Raw genomic sequence first — 18,116 nt, 5'->3', positions numbered from 1 at the left:
GCCATGACCCAGATCCACCAGGACACCCAGCCGGGCACGACCGGTGAGGGCGGCCAGCCTCCCCAGCAGCACGCTGGCTCGACCGGCCCCGTCGTCCAGGACTCCGGCACCCAGCCCGGCGAGCAGCTGCCGCTCGCCCCGATGCAGCAGCCGCCGATCGCCCCGGCCCAGGAGTCCCCCGCGCAGGCATCGACCCCGCAGCCGCCCACCGAGCCGTTCGCCCGGCCCGACGACACCGCCCCCGTCTGGTTCGGCCAGACGCAGTCGTTCTCCCGCGACAGCGCGACGCCCGGCGCCCCCGGTGGTTCCGACGCCTTCGGGCCGTACGGCACCGGCGACCACACCGCATACCCCCCGACCGCACAGCCACCGGCTGGGCCGCCCCCTCCCGCGCACACACGGGATGGAGCAGAGCCTGCCCAGCCGGGCAATCGGCGCCGATGGACGGAACTCACCGCCGTCGCGGCGCTCGCCGCCCTCCTCGCGAGCGGCGGCACCTACGCCGCGGCCCAGCTCACCGACGGGACGCAGTCCTCCTCCACTGCGTCCTCGTCGACCCTGGGCCGCGGCGCAGACGCTGCGCCGGTGGTGCAGGCGGATGCGACGAACCCCAACTGGACGGCCACCGCGGCCGCGGTCTCCCCGAGCGTCGTCTCGATCACCGTGGCGTCGAGCTCGAGCGAGGGCCAGGGCTCGGGCGTGGTCATCGACGGCAAGGGCCACATCCTCACGAACAACCACGTCGTCGCCGGCGCCGGGCAGAACGCCAAGCTCACGGTGACCCTCAACGACGGCCGGACGTACTCCGCCACGGTCGCCGGGACCGACCCGACCACGGACCTGGCCGTCATCACCCTGACGAACCCGCCGAGCAACCTCACCCCCATCGCCATCGGCAACTCGGACGCCATCAAGGTCGGCGACCCGGTCATGGCGATCGGCAACCCGCTCGGGCTCGCCGGCACCGTGACCACCGGCATCGTCAGCGCCCTCAACCGCCCCGTGACCACCGCGGCAGAGGACGACAACAGCCAGCAGCAGAACCCGTTCGGCCAGGGCCAGGCGCCGCAGACGCAGACCGGCGGGAACGACGTCGTGACCAACGCCATCCAGACGTCGGCCGCCATCAACCCCGGCAACTCCGGCGGCGCCCTCGTCAACGCCTCCGGGCAGCTGGTGGGCATCAACTCCGCCATCGCCAGCCTCGGGTCGTCGAGCGGTTCCTCCCAGAGCGGCAGCATCGGCATCGGCTTCGCCATCCCGGCCAACGAGGCCAAGTCGATCGCGACCCAGCTCATCGACAAGGGCACCGCGGAGCACGCGTTCCTCGGCGTGAGCCTGGCCGACGGGACGGCCTCCGACGGCACCAGCCAGCGAGCCGGCGCCGAGGTGTCGGCGCTGACGGCGAACACGCCCGCCGCCCAGGCCGGCCTGCAGAAGGGTGACGTCGTCGTCGCGGTCGACGGTGAGCGGGTCGACTCGGCCCTCGCCCTGGTCGCCACCATCCGCGAGCGGGCCGTTGGCGACAAGGTCGCCCTCACGGTCCTGCGCGGTGGCAAGCAGCTCGACCTGACCGCCACCCTCGTGGCCAAGTCCGGCACGACGCAGTAACCGGTATCGCGTCCCGGCTTCGGGGGCGGGAGGGTGAGCGAGAGCTCCCCTACCGCCCCCGACCGCGTCAGGGGACGCAATTCGTTCGCCCGACGGACGCTGCGGTGGCATTGTGGACCCTTGTGTCTGCCTCCCCCGAGCTGAAGCGAGAGCAGGACCACCTCAGCACCGCTCGAGCGGCCTTGGCCCGGATGCGGGAGCAGACCCTCTCGCTCAAGGTGCAGGCCCACGACCCGATCTCGGCCGAGCACCTGGCGCGGACCCTGCACCTGCGCGCGGCGTCCCTGCAGGACGACCCGTCGACCACGTTGTTCTTCGGGCGGATCGACACGGACAGCGACGAACGCTGGTACGTCGGCCGTCGCCACGTCGCCGACGACCACGGTGACCCGCTCGTCATCGACTGGCGCGCCGGGATGTCGACCGCCTTCTACCGCGCCTCGCGCACCGAGCCGATGGGTGTGGTGCTGCGGCGACGGTTCGGCTTGGACCGTGGCGCGATCACCGCCTACGAGGACGAGCACTTGCAGGACCGCGCCGAGCACGAGGTGCGCAGCCAGATCCTCGCCGAGGAGATCGAGCGCCCCCGCGTCGGCCCGATGCGCGACATCGTCGCGACCATCCAGCCCGAGCAGGACGAGATCGTCCGCGCGGGAGCCGAGCAGACCATCTGCGTCCAGGGCGCCCCCGGCACGGGCAAGACCGCAGTAGGCCTGCACCGGGCGGCCTGGCTCCTCTACGCGTTCCGCGACAAGCTGGCCCGTTCCGGCGTCCTGGTCATCGGCCCCAACCGCGCGTTCCTCGAGCACATCGGCGCGGTGCTGCCCGCCCTCGGCGAGGTGGCGGTCGGCCACACGACGATCGAGGAGCTCGTCGCCTCCGTCCCGGTGCGCGGCACCGACTCCACGGCGACCGCGGTCCTCAAGGGCGACGCCCGGCTGGCCGAGGTGCTGCGTGCAGCGGTCTGGTCGCAGGTACAGCCTGCGACCGAGGCCCTCGTCGTCCCGCGCGGCGTCCGCAAGTGGCGCGTCCCGGCATACGAGGTCAACGAGATCCTCGAGGAGCTCCGCACCCGCGGGGTCCGTTACGACGCAGCCCGCCAGATGCTGCCGCAGCGCCTGGCCCACGCCGTCCTGCTGCAGATGGAGCAGGCCGGCGACTCCCCCGACGACCGGGTGCAGGACACGGTGGCCCGCAGCCCGATCGTCAAGAAGTACGTCGCCTCCGTCTGGCCCGCGCTCGATGCCAAGGCGGTGCTGTTCTCGCTGCTCTCCGACCCGGGCGAGCTCGCGCGGCACGCGGCGGACCACCTCACCGAGGAGGAGCAGGCGTTGCTGGTGTGGGAGAAACCCCCACGCAGCAAGGGATCTGCCCGGTGGTCGCGACCCGACACCGTCCTGCTCGACGAGCTCACCGACCACATCTCCAGGACCCCGTCCCTCGGGCACGTCGTCCTCGACGAAGCGCAGGACCTGTCGCCGATGCAGCTGCGAGCCGTGGGGCGTCGCTGCTCGACGGGCGCCGCGACCGTCCTCGGCGACATCGCCCAGGGCACCACCCCGTGGGCCACGGACTCGTGGGAGTCCTCGCTCGCCCACCTCGGCAAGCCGGGGAGCCACATCGAGGTGCTCGACCGGGGTTTCCGTGTGCCCGCCAGCGTGATCGAGTATGCCGCGCAGCTCCTCCCGCACATGGCCGCCGGTCTCGGGGCGCCGGTGTCGGTGCGTGACAACCCGGGGCGTCTCGACGTCCTCGCGGTCGAGGCCGACGACCTCCTCGCCTCGGTCGCCCGGGTCGTCGGGAGCGAGGTCGAGGAGCCCGGCTCCATCGGCGTCATCGTGCCGGATGCCTGGGTCGACCGCGTGTCGAAGTTACTGCAGGACAAGGGAATCGAGCACGGCGTCCTCGGTCAGGACCACGGCGACATCGACCACCAGGTCGACGTGGTGCCGGCCACGGTCGCCAAGGGGCTCGAGTTCGACCGGGTCGTCGTCCTCGAGCCGGCGGCGATCGCTGCGGCCGAGCCGGACGAGCGCACCGGCCTGCGGCGTCTCTACGTCGTCCTCACCCGAGCCGTGTCGGCCCTGACCGTCGTGCACGCCGAACCCCTCCCCTCTGCGCTGGACGGGACCTGACCCACCGCCGCGTCTGCCGCTCGTGCGGACCCGGCTCTGGGACACTCGACACCGTGCCTGCCCTCATCACCTGGTGGAAGCTCGACCTCGCCGAGATCGCCCCCGGCGCGCACGACGACGCGGTGATGGCCATCGGCACCGACCTCATGCGGCGCTGGACCGAACCGCACCGCGGCTACCACGACACCCGCCACCTGGTCGAGGTCTTCTGGGCGCTGGAGGACCTCGAGGAGGGCGGGGAGACCACCTCGCGCGAGGGGGTGCTGGGCCGCCTCGCAGGCTGGTTCCACGACGCCGTCTACGACCCGTCGGCACCGGCCGGGGCGAACGAGGCCGACAGCGCCGACCTCGCCGTGCGCGACCTGCGTGCCCTCGGGCTGCCGTCCGACGACGTGGACACGGTCCGCGACCTCGTCCTCGCGACCGTCGGCCACGACCTGAGGGACGGTGGCCTCCCGGCGGCCTTCCACGACGCGGACCTGTGGATCCTCGGGTCCGGCGACGAACGCTACGACGACTACACGGCCCAGGTGCGGGCCGAGTATGCGGCCGTGCCCGACGACGCCTTCCGCGCGGGCCGCGCGGCGATCCTGCGCCCGTTCCTCGAGCGGGAGTCGATCTACGCGACGCAGACCGCCCGGCACCTGTGGGAGGAACGGGCGAGGAGCAACCTGGTGCGCGAGCTGGCCGTCCTCACCGGCAGCTGAGGCGCCCGTCAGTCGCGCAGGACGCCCTCGACGACCGGCCACCAGAACTGCGCCCCCGCACGGGCCCGGAACTCGGCCGCCTCCACCCACTCCGGATCGAGCGAGTCCGCCTCCCGCGCCACGAGGGCGGGCCCCACGGCAGGCCAGTCGGCGGCATACAGCTGCAGGTAGCCGCCCTCCCTCGGCCAGCGTCCGGGGGTGACCGGTTCGAAGGCCTCGTGCCCCACCGGGACCAGCGTCGACGGGTCGAGATCGAGGCCGATCTCCTCGGCCACCTCACGGACCACGCACTCGACGACTGACTCGCCGTCCTCACGCGCCCCGCCGGGCGGTCCCCACTCACGTCGGCGGGGGCTCCACGTCACGGCGTAGCGGCCATTGGCGTCGCGGAGCACGACCATGGCGGCGAACACGGCCTCCTCGGGCGCCGGGTCCGGAGTGGTCGTCAGCACCACGTGCGACACCGACCCGTCGGTGAACACGACGTCGTCGAGGCGCACCGAACGGCTGGTCGCCCCACGGCTCATCGCGGCACCTCGTCCAGGTGCGCCACGAGCGGCCACCAGTGCCGGTCCGTCAGCGACTCCGCCGCCCGGTCGCGCCGGATCCACTGCCCCACGCCGGTGTCCAGCTCGACCCGGCCGCCCAGCTCCGCGTGCCAGACGGCGAAGCAGGCCTTCGGCACCGGCCACGGGTAGTCGGCGTCTGGGTCGGGGACGGTGTTGCGCACGTAGCCGAGCAGCTGCGGTGCCACAGCGGGCTGCTCACCGACGACCACGGTGAGCAGCCGCCCCAGCGCATCGCGCGGGTCCAGGCTCCCGACGGGGGCCGACGGCAGGTCGAGCCCACCGGTGAGGCGTTCGAGGACGAGCAGGTCCGGACCGCGCAGGAGTGCGAGACGCACCACGACCGTGTTCGCCGGTGGCTCGGGCTGGCGTGACGTGATGATGTCGGCACGCGACCCGGGTGGCAGCCACGACGCCTCCGGAATCGAGCGAATCACCTTCTCGTGCTTGCGTTTCTGGATCCGCAGACCGCTGCGCTGGAGGATGCGGACGATCTCCTTGCCGGGCACCTCCTGCGCACCTGCCGCCACGAGCGCGGCATACCGCTCCTCGGGCACGTCGTAGTGGTCACCCTCGAAGCCACGGCGCGGGATCCCTTGCGCGACAGCGAAGTCGTGCAGCTCGTCGTATGACGCGTCGCTGACCAAGTGGGACCAGAGCCGTCCGTGGGCCGGCCACGCGGGCGGGTCGATCCAGATGGTCACGACCCGACGCTACCCCGCGACGGGCAGGCCTGTGGAAAAGCCCGCAGGCGGTACGCGCGTTGCGCCTAGCCTCGCCGGACAGTGGTGCCACGGAGGCACCGACGACCCGTGAGGAGGACGGTCATGAGCGCACAGTTCCAGGTGGACACCGGCCAGATCCAGGCAGCGTCGGGCGACATCGCCCGCATCTCGAGCGAGATCGACGGCCAGGTGACCGCCATGATGGCGCGGCTCAACGGCCTGCAGGGCGCGTGGACCGGCACCGCGTCGGCACGGTTCCAGGCCCTCGTCACCGAGTGGCAGGGCACCCAGCGCCAGGTGCGTGCCTCGCTCGACTCGATCGGCGGCGTACTGGCCGCCGCGGGCGTGCAGTACGCGGAGACGGAGGCGCAGACCCTGCGGATGTTCAGCTGACGCCGGCCGAGGTGTCCGGAGAGGGTGGATTGCGGTAATGGTCCACGCAGATCGGCCGATGCCTCCCTCCGGAGCCGGTCCTAGGGTGCGACCATGACGACGACTTCCGGCGGCGTGGTCTTCCGCAAGAGCCTGATCGCGTACCTCTACACGATCGTGGGGACGGTGCTGCTGGCCGGTTTCCTCGGCCTGGTCGCTGCGGGCCTGTCCGGAGGCGCCAAGACGTTCGTCACGCTGCTGGTCGTCGCCGTCCTGGTCCGTGGCGCGTACCGCGTCGCCTACCTGCACAGCGTCACCTGGACGGTGCTCCCCGAGGGGTTGCGGATCAGGGGCGGCATCCTCCCGTGGAAGGCCCTCGACTGGAACAACCCCTGGCCGGCGCTCTTCGAGTCCTCCTACCGACACGGGTTCTTCGGCTTCGTGCTCAACTACGGCACCTGCGTCGTCAGGCGCAGCGAGGGCGTGACGACGAACCAGACCGAGAACCGGATGCACGACGCCAAGCGGTTGAGCGGGATGATCAACACGGGCATCGCCAACCACAGAGCCCGGATGGTCCCCGTGGCGGCGCCGCCTCCACCGACGCCCACCGCGGCCGTGCGGCCGGACCCCGTGGCCGGACTCACCGACCTGGCACGGCTGCTCGCCAACGGGGACATCAGTCGGGCGGAGTACGACACCCTCAAGGCGCGGCTGATCAATCCCTGACCTGACCGGGCCGCGCAGCCCTGACCTGTCGCGCGCGAACGCTACTCCGTGGTGATGGCGCGCAGCACGTCCAGGCGAGCGGCGCGACGTCCCGGCCACAGCGCCGCGAGCACGCCGACGACACCGGCCAGCACCACGAAGACCGCGAGCTGCAGCCCCGGGATGGCGAGCACGTCGATCCCGTCGTCGGCGAGGCTGCGCTGGAGGGCCCAGCCGGCCACGAGCCCGAGCACGACGCCGAGGACGGCCCCGAGCAGGGCGATCGCCACGGACTCCAGCCGCAGCATCGTCCGCAGCTGCCGCCGGCTCAGGCCGACGGCGCGCAGCAGCCCGATCTCCCTGGTGCGCTCGATCACCGACAGCGCCAGGGTGTTGATGATCCCGAGGATGGCGATGATCACGGCCAGACCGAGCAACGCGTAGATGATGTAGAGGAGCTGGTCGATCGGCTTGCGCTGCTCGGCGGCGAACGCGTCCTGGTCCTTGAGCGTCACCGTCGGCACATCGGCGATGACCTTCTCGATCGCCGCCTCCACGGCCGCCGGGTTCGCGTTCTTGTCCCGCACCACGAACGCCACGCTGTCCTGGTTCGGGACGCCTGCCGCGTTGGCGGTGTCCAGGGTGATGAGGATGGAGTTGGGCACCGACGCTGACGTGACGAAGATGCCGCCGACCGTGTAGTCCGCCTGCTGACCGGCGACCTCGCCCTTGACCGTGCTGCCGACCGAGAGCTTCTGCTGCTTGGCGCGGTTCTCGGAGACCAGGACCGACCGGTTCGTGAGCTTGTCGAGCGAGCCGGCGGCGAACTCGAGCGGAACCGCCTTGCCGAACGACCCCGGGTCGATGGCGGCCGCGAAGCCGCGGTCCCCGTCGAGCGACACCGGCAGGTAGCGCAGCGGGCTCACGGTGGCGACACCCGGGACCGCTGCGACGTCCTTGGTCACGGCCGGCGAGAACGGCTGGCCGACCGCGTTCGACACCACGTAGTCGGCGGCGAACGTCGAGCTGATCGACTTGTCGACACTGGCCTTGGCCGACGCACCGAACACGGACATCATCGCCACGAGGGTCAGGCCGATCATCAGCGCCGAGGCCGTGGCTGCGGTGCGGCGGGGGTTCCGGGTGGCGTTCTGCTCGGCCATCAGGCCGACCGACCCGAACAGCCGCCGGTAGACCCAGCCAAGCCCGGCGATGACCGGTCGCCCGATCACCGGCGAGGTGAGGATGGCGGCGAGGACGAGACCGAGCACACCGCCGCCCACCCAGTAGGCGCCGTTGTCGATCGTGGTGAACGACCCCAGCCAGGTGCAGACGAGACCGGCCACGAAGAACGCTGCGCCGACCCAGACGCGGCGGTGCAGGGTCGACTCGGGCATGGCCACGTCGTCGCGCATCGCGGCCACCGGCGGCATCGCGCCGGCGCGGCGAGCGGGCAGGTACGCGGCCAGCATCGTCACGACCATCCCGACGCCATACGCGATGAGGGCGGTGCTCGGCTGGAAGACGAGGGGGGACCCGCTGAGGTCGAGGCCGAACTGGGCGAACAGGGTCTGGATGCCGATCGCGAGCAGGAAGCCGCAGCCGAGCCCGACGGTCGAGCCGAACAGACCCACGACGAACGCCTCGAACAGCACCGACCGCGTCACCTGCCGACGACCCGCGCCGAGGGCCCGCAGCATGGCGAGCTCGCGACTGCGCTGCGCGACGAGGATCGAGAAGGTGTTGATGATGAGGAACGAGCCGACGAACAGGGCGATCCCCGCGAAGACCAGCAGGAAGATGTTGATGAAGCTCAGCGCCTTGTTGATGCCGGTCGCGGACTCCTTGGCGACGGCCTTGCCGGTGACCGCCTCGAACCCCGCAGGGAGCTTGGCCTGCACGGTCTTGGCGAGGTCCTCCGCACTGGTGCCGTCGGTGGCCGTGACCCACGCATCGGTGAACTGGGCCTTGCCGCCGTAGTAGAGCTGCTGCGCCGTCGCGGTGTCGAAGAACGCCAGCGTCGCCCCGACGGTGCCGCCCTTGAACTCGGCGATGCCGACGAGCTTCGCGGTGACGATGGGCTGGGCGCCGCTGGTGACGAGCCGCACGGTGTCGCCCATGACGTACCCGGCGCGCTTGGCGGTGCCGGAGTCGAGCACGACCTCGCCGCTCCCCTTCGGCCAACGACCCTGGGACAACGTGGCCGGCGGGTCACCGGCGGACGTCGGGGCGTCGTTGTGGCTCAGGCCGAGTCCGGGCGGGCCCCCGCCGCCGATGATCTTGCCCTTGCTGGAGATGACGAAGGTCGTCGGGTCGCTGACGTTCCCGTCGGCACGGGCCACCCCCGGCAGCCCCTTCAGCGAGTCGACGAGGGAGGCCGGGACGGTCTTGGCCGTGGGACCGGAGTCGAAGTCGGAGCTGGCGCTCTCGGGCCTGACGACCACGTCGCCCACGGTGTTGACGATGCCGTCGAACGCCTTGCCCAGGGTGTCCGTGAAGATGAACGAGCCCGAGACGAACGAGACGCCGAGGATGATCGCGAAGGCACTCATGAACAGCCGCAGCTTGCGGCCGAGCAGGCTCTTCCAGCTGGCGCGCAGCACGGTCAGGCTCCCGAGGACACGGCCGGGGACTGCAGCCGGGTGTCGAGCTTCTTCATCCGCTCGAGGATCTTCTCGGCGGTGGGCTCGCGCATCTCGTCGACCACGACGCCGTCGGCGAGGAAGACGACGCGGTCGGTGTGGGCCGCGGCCACCGGGTCGTGGGTCACCATGACGATCGTCTGGCCGAACTCGTCGACACTGCGCCGCAGGAACCCCAGGACCTCGGCGCCCGACGTCGAGTCGAGGTTGCCGGTCGGTTCGTCGGCGAACACGATCTCGGGCTTGCTCACCAGCGCGCGGGCACAGGCGACGCGCTGCTGCTGACCGCCGGACAGCTCGTTGGGCCGGTGGGTGAGGCGGTCGCGCAGCCCCACCGTCTCGATGACCAGGTCGAACCACTGCGGGTCGGCCTTGCGCCCCGCGATCGCCAGCGGCAGGAGGATGTTCTCCTCGGCGTTGAGGGTCGGGATGAGGTTGAAGGACTGGAAGACGAACCCGACCCGGTCGCGCCGCAGGGTCGTCAGGGCCTTGTCCTTGAGCTGGGTGATGTCGACGTCCCCGATGTAGACCTCACCGGCCGTGGCCGCGTCGAGCCCCGCCGCGCAGTGCATCAGCGTCGACTTGCCCGACCCCGACGGCCCCATGATCGCCGTGAACTCCCCCGCGGCGATGTCGAGGCTCACGCCGTCGAGGGCGCGGACCTGGGCCTCGCCCTTGCCGTAGACCTTGCTCAGGTCGCGGACCCGGGCAGCCGGTGCGCGGGTCGACCCGTCGCTGGCCACACGGGTGGTGTCGGACGAGGGCGTGGCGGTCATCGGGGCTCCCGGGCTCATGGTGGTGGTTCTCACGGATGACAACGCTAGGGACACCCACAATGCTCCACTCTCGGGTGAGACCCCGAGCCGCCCCTGACCCGACCCTGAGCCGGACCGTCAGCACCCCGGTGACAAACCACCCGCATCCCGTCCGCACCCGGACGAACCGTCAGCTGATGACGACGCGAGCCACCTGCTCGAGGTCTGGCGCGTCATACCGCTCGCCCCGCACGACCCCCATGTCCCAGCGCATGACGAGGCCCCGCCCCCGGACCTCGAGGGTCGCGAGGTTGTTGTCGAACCACGGTCCTTCGGTCATCGGCCAGTCGTAGGGCGCGTTGGGTACCTTCGGCGTGCGGCGCACCAGCAGCTTGAGCGGGCGGGCCAGGCCCTTGCCCAGCATGGCCTGGGCGATGCGGGCCTGGCGCGGCAGGGGGTTGCGGATCGGGGAGCAGACCGCCTGGATGATCCGGCTCGAGCCGGCGGGGAGCTGACCCGGCTCGATCTCGGTGACGTAGGAGTTGTGCACGTCGCCCGAGAGGAAGGTGATGGTTCCCGGGGCCCGACCCCGCTTGCCCTCCGCGACCTCCACCACCATGGCGAGCACCTTGGCGAAGCCGTCCTGGAACGCCGCCCAGTGCTCGAGGTCGAGCGCGCGGCGCATCTTCTCGCCCCACGTCGCGACCCGCGGACCCCAGGCACCGGTGGCCATCGCCTCGTTGATCGCCTCGAGGTCGTGGATCCCCTGGGCCATGAGGAACGGCAGCGAGGTGCCGATGAACAGGTGGTCGACGTCGCCACGCAGCTCACCGTCGAGCCAGGCCATCTCGTCGTCGTCGAGGATCGAGCGGCGGTCGGGCTCGAGCAGCCGGGCGGCGCGGCTGTCCACCACGACGAGCCTGGAGTCGCCGAGGTCGCGGGAGTAGCTCCAGCGATAGGTCTCGGGGTGCTTGTCGACGCGTTCGGCGAAGGTGTCGAGCACCTCGGTGAGGTCGAGCTCGCCCTCGGCTCCCGACTCCGCGTGCCGGGCGATGAGCTGCCACACCTCGTCGTCCGCGAGGCCCTCGGGACTGAGGTTGCCCACGTGCTGGTAGACCCAGTACGACGCGAGACCGCCGACGATGCGGTCGTGCCACCACGGCTTGCGGTTCATCTCCCGGTGCCAGTCCTGCGAGGTGTTCCAGTCGTCGCGGATGTCGTGGTCGTCGAAGATCATCGCGCTCGGCAGCGTCGACAGCAGCCAGCGGTTGAGGGGGTCGGACCACGCGAGCCGGTAGAGGTGCGCGTACTCCACGTAGTCCTTCAGCTCCTCGCCCGGCGGCTCGTCGAGGCTGCGCCGGGCGGCGATGAACTCGCGCATCTCCTCCGAGGTCTCGTCGGCGTAGACCTGGTCGCCCAGGAAGACCACGAGGTGCGGCCAGTGCGCCGGGTCCGCGCCCCGGAGGTGGTGGGCGTAGGCACGCAGCGCGTCGACCCCGTTGCTCTTGTTGCCCTCGGCGTCGTGCGGCACGCTCGTGCGGCACGAGCCGAACGCCATCCGCGTCGGCTCGCTGCGGAGCAGCGTCGTGATCCGGCTGGGCGGGAGCGTGGCGGCGAGCGACCCCTCCGGCTCGGCCGTGGACGGCCAGACCTGGGACCCGTCGACGTCGACGGTGTACTCGCTCGTGGCCCCCGGCTCGAGGCCGTCGAGGACGACCAGGGCGTAGTGGTGGCCGTGCGCGGCGAACGTCGGCGCATCCCACGACCGGTCGAACGCCCGCACCGTCACTGTCGCCGCGTCCCGCGTCTGCACCCACACGGTCGCGCTCGTCTCCGCCACGTGGCGCAGCAGGGGGCCAAGCGTGAGCGGGGTCGCGTCGAGTTCGGGCACGCACCGTTTCTACACGCACCGACTGTGCCGTGGGTGGCAAACCCCTGGGCGGACGACCGGCCCCGCACGGTATGGCGCGGTATGGCGCCATACCGTGCCGTCGGGGCACCCGCGGCGCCCACGCCGCTGCGACATGTCGGCTCACGCCGCTGCGACATGTCGGCTCACGCCGCTGCGACATGTCGGCTCACGCCGCTGCGACATGTCGGCTCACGCCGCTGCGACATGTCGGCTCACGCCGCTGCGACATGTCGGCTCACGCCGAAGGGCGGCCCCCCTCTCGGGGAACCGCCCTCCGTGTCGTGCTGGTGACTCGGTGAGGAGCTGGGCTCAGAAGCCCATGCCGCCCATCTCGTCGCCACCGGGAGCCGCAGCGGCAGCCTTCTCGGGCTTGTCCGCGATGACGGCCTCGGTGGTGAGGAACAGCGCAGCGATCGACGCGGCGTTCTGCAGCGCGGAACGCGTCACCTTCGCCGGGTCGATGATGCCCGCGGCGATGAGGTCGACGTACTCGCCGCTCGCAGCGTTGAGGCCCCAGCCCGCAGGCAGGTTGGAGACCTTCTCGGAGACGACGCCGCCCTCGAGGCCGGCGTTGATCGCGATCTGCTTGAGCGGAGCGGACGCGGCGACGCGGACGATGTTCGCGCCGGTGGCCTCGTCACCTTCGAGCTCGAGCTTCTCGAACGCGGCCTTGGTCGCCTGGAGCAGGGCCACGCCACCACCGGCGACGATCCCCTCCTCGACAGCAGCCTTGGCGTTGCGCACGGCGTCCTCGATGCGGTGCTTGCGCTCCTTGAGCTCGACCTCGGTCGCGGCACCGGCCTTGATGACTGCAACGCCGCCGGCCAGCTTGGCCAGGCGCTCCTGCAGCTTCTCGCGGTCGTAGTCGCTGTCCGACTTGTCGATCTCGGCGCGGATCTGGTTGACGCGACCCTGGATCTGGTCGGCGTCGCCCGAACCCTCGACGATCGTGGTCTCGTCCTTGGTGACGACGACCTTGCGCGCGCGGCCGAGCAGGTCGAGCTCCGCGGTGTCGAGCTTGAGGCCGACCTCCTCGGAGATGACCTGGCCACCCGTGAGGATGGCGATGTCGGCCAGCATGGCCTTGCGACGGTCACCGAAGCCCGGGGCCTTGACGGCGACGGACTTGAAGGTGCCACGGATCTTGTTGACCACCAGGGTCGACAGCGCTTCGCCGTCGACGTCCTCGGCGATGATGAGCAGCGGCTTGCCGGACTGCATGACCTTCTCGAGGAGGGGCAGCAGGTCCTTGATGCCGGAGATCTTGGAGTTCACGACGAGGACGTAGGGGTCCTCGAGCACGGCCTCCATGCGCTCGGTGTCAGTCACGAAGTAGTGGCTGATGTAGCCCTTGTCGAAGCGCATGCCCTCGGTGAGCTCGAGCTCGAGGCCGAAGGTGTTGCTCTCCTCGACGGTGATGACGCCTTCCTTGCCGACCTTGTCCATGGCCTCGGCGATCATCTCGCCGATCAGGGGGTCAGCAGCGGAGATCGAGGCCGTCGAAGCGATCTGCTCCTTGGTCTCGACGTCCTTGGCCATCTCGAGCAGCTGGGCGGAGACGGCCTCGACGGCCTTCTCGATACCGCGCTTGAGGGCCATCGGGTTGGCGCCTGCCGCGACGTTGCGCAGACCCTCCTTGACGAGGGCCTGGGCGAGGACGGTGGCGGTGGTGGTGCCGTCGCCAGCGACGTCGTCGGTCTTCTTGGCGACCTCCTTGACGAGCTCGGCACCGATCTTCTCGTACGGGTCGTCGAGCTCGATCTCCTTGGCGATGGACACGCCATCGTTGGTGATCGTGGGGGCGCCCCACTTCTTCTCGAGGACGACGTTGCGGCCCTTCGGGCCGAGGGTGACGCGGACGGCGTCGGCGAGGATGTTCATGCCCCGCTCGAGACCGCGACGTGCCTCTTCATCGAATGCGATGATCTTGGCCATTCGGGTGGTTCCTCCCACGCGAATCGTGTGTGGCGGCCTCGCCGTGCCCGCGACGGACGGCCCGGTTCCGGCGGCTCACGTCGCACACGTTCCCCGGACCTCACTTTGAGGCCATGATTGTCACTCTCATGGTGAGAGTGCTAACGCCATTATTGGCACTCTCCCCCCGAGAGTGCAAACGCCTCTCGCCGCTCCGGGGGCCCCTCCCACGGCGACCGCTCACCGTGAACACTCGCGGTCGTCCGCCGGTCACCTAGGGGACGCTTGCCGGTCACTGCGATCACCGGCCGTCGCGCCCTCGATTCGCGTGGACGACGCAGCCGTCACCGTGAGCACGCACCGTCGGCGGACGGTGGCGGGGAGGGTATGGCGCGGGGCCGGGTCCTGGTGGGAGCCTGAGCCATGGCAGCGCCACCCGAGCCGTTCGAGGGCTCAAACTTCCAGGTCGAGATCGACGGACTCGTGAGCTCCTCGTTCTCCCGCGTCGAGCTGCCCCAGGCGGTGGTCGACGAGGTCGCCCATCGCTCCGGCACCGACAGGACGCCGGCCTCCCGCAAGGCGCCGGGGCTGTCGCACTACTCCCACCTCGTGCTCTCGCCGGGCCTGACGAACGACCTTGAGCTCTGGCACTGGTGGACGTCCGCCCGTGACGGTGACCCGTCGGTCGATCGCGACGTCGCCGTGCGGCTGCTCGACGCGACGGGTTCGCCGGCGCTGACCTGGCGGTTCCGCAACGCGTTCCCCGTCGTCCACCGGCTCACCCCGCTCGACGCGTCGTCCAGCGACGTGGTGCTGGAGACGGTCGAGCTGGCCTTCGACGCGATGGACGCCGACGCCTGACCTCGAGGCACCTGCTCGACCCAGCAGAGGCTGCTGCCGTGGCCACAGGTTGCTCCCTGCCCGTACTGCAGCAACCTCTGCTAGCAGAGGTTGCTGCAGTCGGGGCTCGGGGCTCGGGGCGTGGGGACAGCGAGCGGGCCGGGGTCAGCGGGTGAAGCGCAGGGTGACCACCTGGAACGGGCGCAGGGCGAGCCCCACCCCACCGTCGACGGCCTCGACGCCCGGAGTCGGCAGCGGGCGCTCGAGCAGGTCGACCGCCTCCACCCCACCGAACTCGAACCCTGCCATCACGGTGGCCGAGCTCCGGGAGCCCAGCGACTCGTAGAGCCGGACCACGACGTCACCCGACCCGTCGTCGGCCAGCTTGACCGCCTCGACGACGGCGGAGCCCTCCGACACGGTGACCAGCGGCTCGACCACGGCTCCCGAGCCGGGGACCGTCCGCAGGGGGAGGTTGATCCGGTACCCCTCGCGGATGGCGTCGGCGATCCCGGCGCCGGGGACGACGGCATACCGGAGGCGGTGGACCCCGAGGTCGGCGACCGGGTCGGGGCTCTGCGGGGCGCGCAGCAGGGAGAGCCGGACCTGCGTCGTGGTGCCGCCGCCGTCACGGTCGCGGCGGGTGACGTCGTGGCCGTAGGTCGAGTCGTTGACGACGGCCGCGCCGTACCCGGGCTCGCCCACGTGGACCCAGCGGTGCGCGCAGATCTCGAACTTGGCCGCATCCCACGACGTGTTGGTGTGGGTCGGGCGCTGGACGTGGCCGAACTGCACCTCGGCGGTCGAGCGCTCCGTCGTCACGTCGAGGTCGAACCCGGCCTTGAGGATCTTCTCGCGCTCGCGCCAGTCCACCTCGGTGTCGACGTCGACCCGGGCCTCGCCCGGCGTCAGCGTCACGAGCTGGGTGACGGTGGACTCCCCGAAGTGCCGCACGACACGGACCCCACCGTCCACGGCCGAGAGCGACGAGACGCCCGTGAGGTCGGTCCAGGTCCGCCGGTAGTAGGCGTCGACGTCCCAGGCGTCGAAGTCGACAGGGGTGTCGGGGTGCAGCTGGAGCAGGTTGCCGGCGGCACCGGGAGCCAGCGCCTCCCGGCCGGTGGTCGTGTCGACCACGGAGGTGAGCAGCCCCCGCGCGTCGACGACCGCGCGGACGAGCCCGTTGGACAGCACCCACCCGTCACCCTCGGCGGCGACCTCCACCTCAGCCAGGTCAGCGGCGCGTGGGCCGCCACCGAGCGCGGCGACTCCCCCGCGCGGGTGCGGGCTCGCGTTGAACGCCACGTCGACGTCGCCGTCCCCGGCCAGGGCCGCCTGGGCCCCTTCGATGATCGCGGTGAGCTCCTGCGCCACGGCCTCGTAGTTGGCGACCGCCTCGCGGTGCACCCACCCGATCGAGGAGCCGGGGAGGATGTCGTGGAACTGCTGCAGCAGCACCACCTTCCAGATCCGGTCCAGCTCCTCCAACGGGTATGCCGCGCCGGTGCGGACCGTGGCGGTGCTCGCCCAGAGCTCGGCCTCGCGCAGCAGGTGCTCGCTGCGACGGTTGCCCTGCTTGGTCTTGGCCTGCGACGTGTACGTGCCGCGGTGCATCTCGAGGTAGAGCTCACCGACCCAGACCGGCGCGTCGGGGTACTCCGCCTCGGCCTGCTCGAAGAACGCATCCGGCCGCTCGACCTCGACGCGGGCCGACCCGTCGAGGTCCTTCAGCCGTGCGGCCCGCGCGAGCATCTCGCGGGTGGGGCCGCCACCACCGTCGCCCCAGCCGAACGGCAGCAGCGAGCGGGTCGCGTCGCCCTTGTCGGAGAAGTTGCGGGCGGCGTGCGCCACCTCGGCGCCGGAGACCTCCGAGCCGTAGGTGTCGGCCGGCGGGAAGTGCGTGAAGATCCGCGTGCCGTCCAGCCCCTCCCAGCGGAACGAGTGGTGAGGGAAGCGGTTCGTCGTGTTCCAGGAGATCTTCTGGGTGAGGAACCACTGCGACGCCGAGAGCGCGATGAGCTGCGGCAGCGCGGCGGTGTACCCGAACGAGTCCGGCAGCCACACCTCGCGCGTCTCGATGCCGAACTCGTCGAGGAAGAAGCGCTTCCCGTGGTTCAGCTGGCGCGCCAACGCCTCGCCGCCGGGCATGTTCGTGTCGGACTCGACCCACATCCCGCCGACGGGGACGAACCGGCCCTCACGGACGCGCTCGACCACCCCGGCCCACACCTCCGGCCGGTGGTCGCGCAGCCACGCGAACTGCTGGGCCGACGACATCGCGTAGACCAGCTCGGGGTGCTCGTCCATGAGTGCGAGGACGTTCGAGCTGGTGCGGGCGACCTTGCGGACGGTCTCGCGCACCGGCCACAACCAGGCCGAGTCGATGTGGGCGTGGCCCACGGCCGAGATGCGGTGGGCACTGGCGCGGGCCGGGTCGGCGAGGACCCCGGCGAGCTGCGCCCTCGCGGCCGAGGCGGACCCGCTGATGTCGGAGGTGTCGAGGGCGTCGAACGCCCGGTCGATCGCGCGCAGCAGCTGCCACTGGCGCGGGTCGCTCTCGGGCAGCTCGGACGCGAGCTGACCCAGCACCTCGAGGTCCTGCTGGAGCTCCCAGACCTCCTGCTCGAAGACGGCGAGCTCGGCGCGCACGACGGAGTACAGCGGTTCGCTCCCGGCCGTCTCCTTCTCGCCGAGCGGGGACGGAGTGAAGTCGAACCCGCCCCCACCCAGCAGCAGTGGGTTGGAGGCCGACTCGACGAACAGCTCGACCTCCTCACCACCCTTCGCCTCGTCGGTGACGCGCACCCACTGGTTGCGCGGGTTGAGCCCCTTCACCGGGGTGCCGTCGGCCCGGTAGACGAGGCCCTCGACGTGGAACCCGGTGCGCAGCGGGTCGAACCCCAGGTCGAGCCTCAGGTCGACCGGTCGCCCCGCGTGCGTGTCGGGCACGGTCGCCCGCACCCGCCACCAGGTGGTGCCCCAGGGCGGCCCCCAGCGGTCGTTCACCTGCGCGGCGGCATACGGGGCGGCGAGGCCCTCCTCGACCGGGACGGGCTCGCCGGGCGCGTCCCAGCGGCCCAGGTCGACCGGTACCGGGGCCGACCACACGGCGCCCTCGATCCGCTGCAGGGTCCGGCGGAGACGTCCTTCGATGAGGCGACGGTCGTCGTGCATGGTGCTCCTTCTCGTGGGGGCGAGTGGTTCCGACAGGTATGGCGCGGGGTTCAGC

General features: G+C 71.3%; 13 protein-coding genes. 6 read left to right on the top strand and 7 right to left on the bottom strand.

Features of this window, described 5'->3' with window-relative positions; genetic code table 11:
* The first annotated feature begins 3 nt into the window (after positions 1–3).
* The 3 genes from ACYVKF_RS11940 (at position 4) to ACYVKF_RS11930 (ending at position 4,453) form a co-directional block, all read left to right on the top strand.
* Positions 4–1,611, top strand: a complete 1,608-nt coding sequence (locus tag ACYVKF_RS11940) for a S1C family serine protease (protein WP_460966542.1) — start codon at positions 4–6, stop codon at positions 1,609–1,611.
* A gap of 122 nt (positions 1,612–1,733) precedes the next feature.
* The gene (locus ACYVKF_RS11935; protein ID WP_460966541.1) at positions 1,734–3,746 is read left to right on the top strand and encodes a HelD family protein; all 2,013 of its coding nucleotides are present in this window, start codon (positions 1,734–1,736) and stop codon (positions 3,744–3,746) included.
* A gap of 53 nt (positions 3,747–3,799) precedes the next feature.
* Entirely contained in the window at positions 3,800–4,453 is a 654-nt protein-coding gene (locus tag ACYVKF_RS11930) for an HD domain-containing protein (protein ID WP_460966540.1), read from the top strand.
* An 8-nt stretch (positions 4,454–4,461) separates the two neighbouring features.
* Here the strand turns inward: ACYVKF_RS11930 and ACYVKF_RS11925 are convergent, their stop codons facing one another.
* Both ACYVKF_RS11925 and ACYVKF_RS11920 read right to left on the bottom strand, forming a co-directional pair.
* Positions 4,462–4,980, bottom strand: coding sequence for an NUDIX hydrolase (locus ACYVKF_RS11925; RefSeq protein WP_460966539.1), 519 nt, complete (start codon positions 4,978–4,980; stop codon positions 4,462–4,464).
* Positions 4,977–5,723 (bottom strand): DUF4031 domain-containing protein, encoded by a 747-nt coding sequence (locus ACYVKF_RS11920; protein WP_460966538.1) that lies wholly within the window; start codon positions 5,721–5,723, stop codon positions 4,977–4,979. Before ACYVKF_RS11920 ends, ACYVKF_RS11925 begins: the two co-directional genes overlap by 4 nt.
* A 123-nt stretch (positions 5,724–5,846) precedes the next feature.
* On the opposite strand from ACYVKF_RS11920, the gene ACYVKF_RS11915 reads away from it, so the two are divergent.
* Together ACYVKF_RS11915 and ACYVKF_RS11910 are read left to right on the top strand one after the other, a co-directional pair.
* Positions 5,847–6,137 carry a WXG100 family type VII secretion target gene (locus ACYVKF_RS11915; RefSeq protein ID WP_056916429.1) on the top strand — a complete coding sequence of 97 codons (291 nt, stop codon included), beginning with the start codon at positions 5,847–5,849 and terminating at the stop codon, positions 6,135–6,137.
* 93 nt (positions 6,138–6,230) lie between these two features.
* Positions 6,231–6,845 (top strand): SHOCT domain-containing protein, encoded by a 615-nt coding sequence (locus tag ACYVKF_RS11910; RefSeq protein ID WP_460966537.1) that lies wholly within the window; start codon positions 6,231–6,233, stop codon positions 6,843–6,845.
* A gap of 41 nt (positions 6,846–6,886) precedes the next feature.
* Here the strand turns inward: ACYVKF_RS11910 and ACYVKF_RS11905 are convergent, their stop codons facing one another.
* The 4 genes from ACYVKF_RS11905 to groL form a co-directional block, all read right to left on the bottom strand.
* Complete coding sequence (locus ACYVKF_RS11905) at positions 6,887–9,427, bottom strand: ABC transporter permease (RefSeq protein ID WP_460966536.1); 2,541 nt, start codon at positions 9,425–9,427, stop codon at positions 6,887–6,889.
* 2 nt (positions 9,428–9,429) lie between these two features.
* Entirely contained in the window at positions 9,430–10,242 is an 813-nt protein-coding gene (locus ACYVKF_RS11900) for an ABC transporter ATP-binding protein (protein WP_082553294.1), read from the bottom strand.
* 169 nt (positions 10,243–10,411) lie between these two features.
* A complete protein-coding gene (locus tag ACYVKF_RS11895) occupies positions 10,412–12,112 on the bottom strand; it encodes an alkaline phosphatase D family protein (protein ID WP_460966535.1) in 1,701 nt (566 codons plus the stop codon).
* Positions 12,113–12,442: 330 nt separating this feature from the next.
* Positions 12,443–14,068, bottom strand: coding sequence for a chaperonin GroEL (groL, locus tag ACYVKF_RS11890; protein WP_056916426.1), 1,626 nt, complete (start codon positions 14,066–14,068; stop codon positions 12,443–12,445).
* Positions 14,069–14,470: 402 nt separating this feature from the next.
* Between groL and ACYVKF_RS11885 the strand changes: the two genes are divergently transcribed.
* A complete protein-coding gene (locus tag ACYVKF_RS11885; RefSeq protein WP_460966534.1) occupies positions 14,471–14,908 on the top strand; it encodes a phage tail protein in 438 nt (145 codons plus the stop codon).
* 144 nt (positions 14,909–15,052) lie between these two features.
* Here the strand turns inward: ACYVKF_RS11885 and ACYVKF_RS11880 are convergent, their stop codons facing one another.
* Positions 15,053–18,061 carry an alpha-mannosidase gene (locus tag ACYVKF_RS11880; protein WP_460966533.1) on the bottom strand — a complete coding sequence of 1,003 codons (3,009 nt, stop codon included), beginning with the start codon at positions 18,059–18,061 and terminating at the stop codon, positions 15,053–15,055.
* Between the last annotated feature and the right edge of the window lie 55 nt (positions 18,062–18,116).

Source organism: Pedococcus soli, from assembly GCF_054782575.1.
This window is presented reverse-complemented; position numbering and strand designations above follow the sequence as displayed.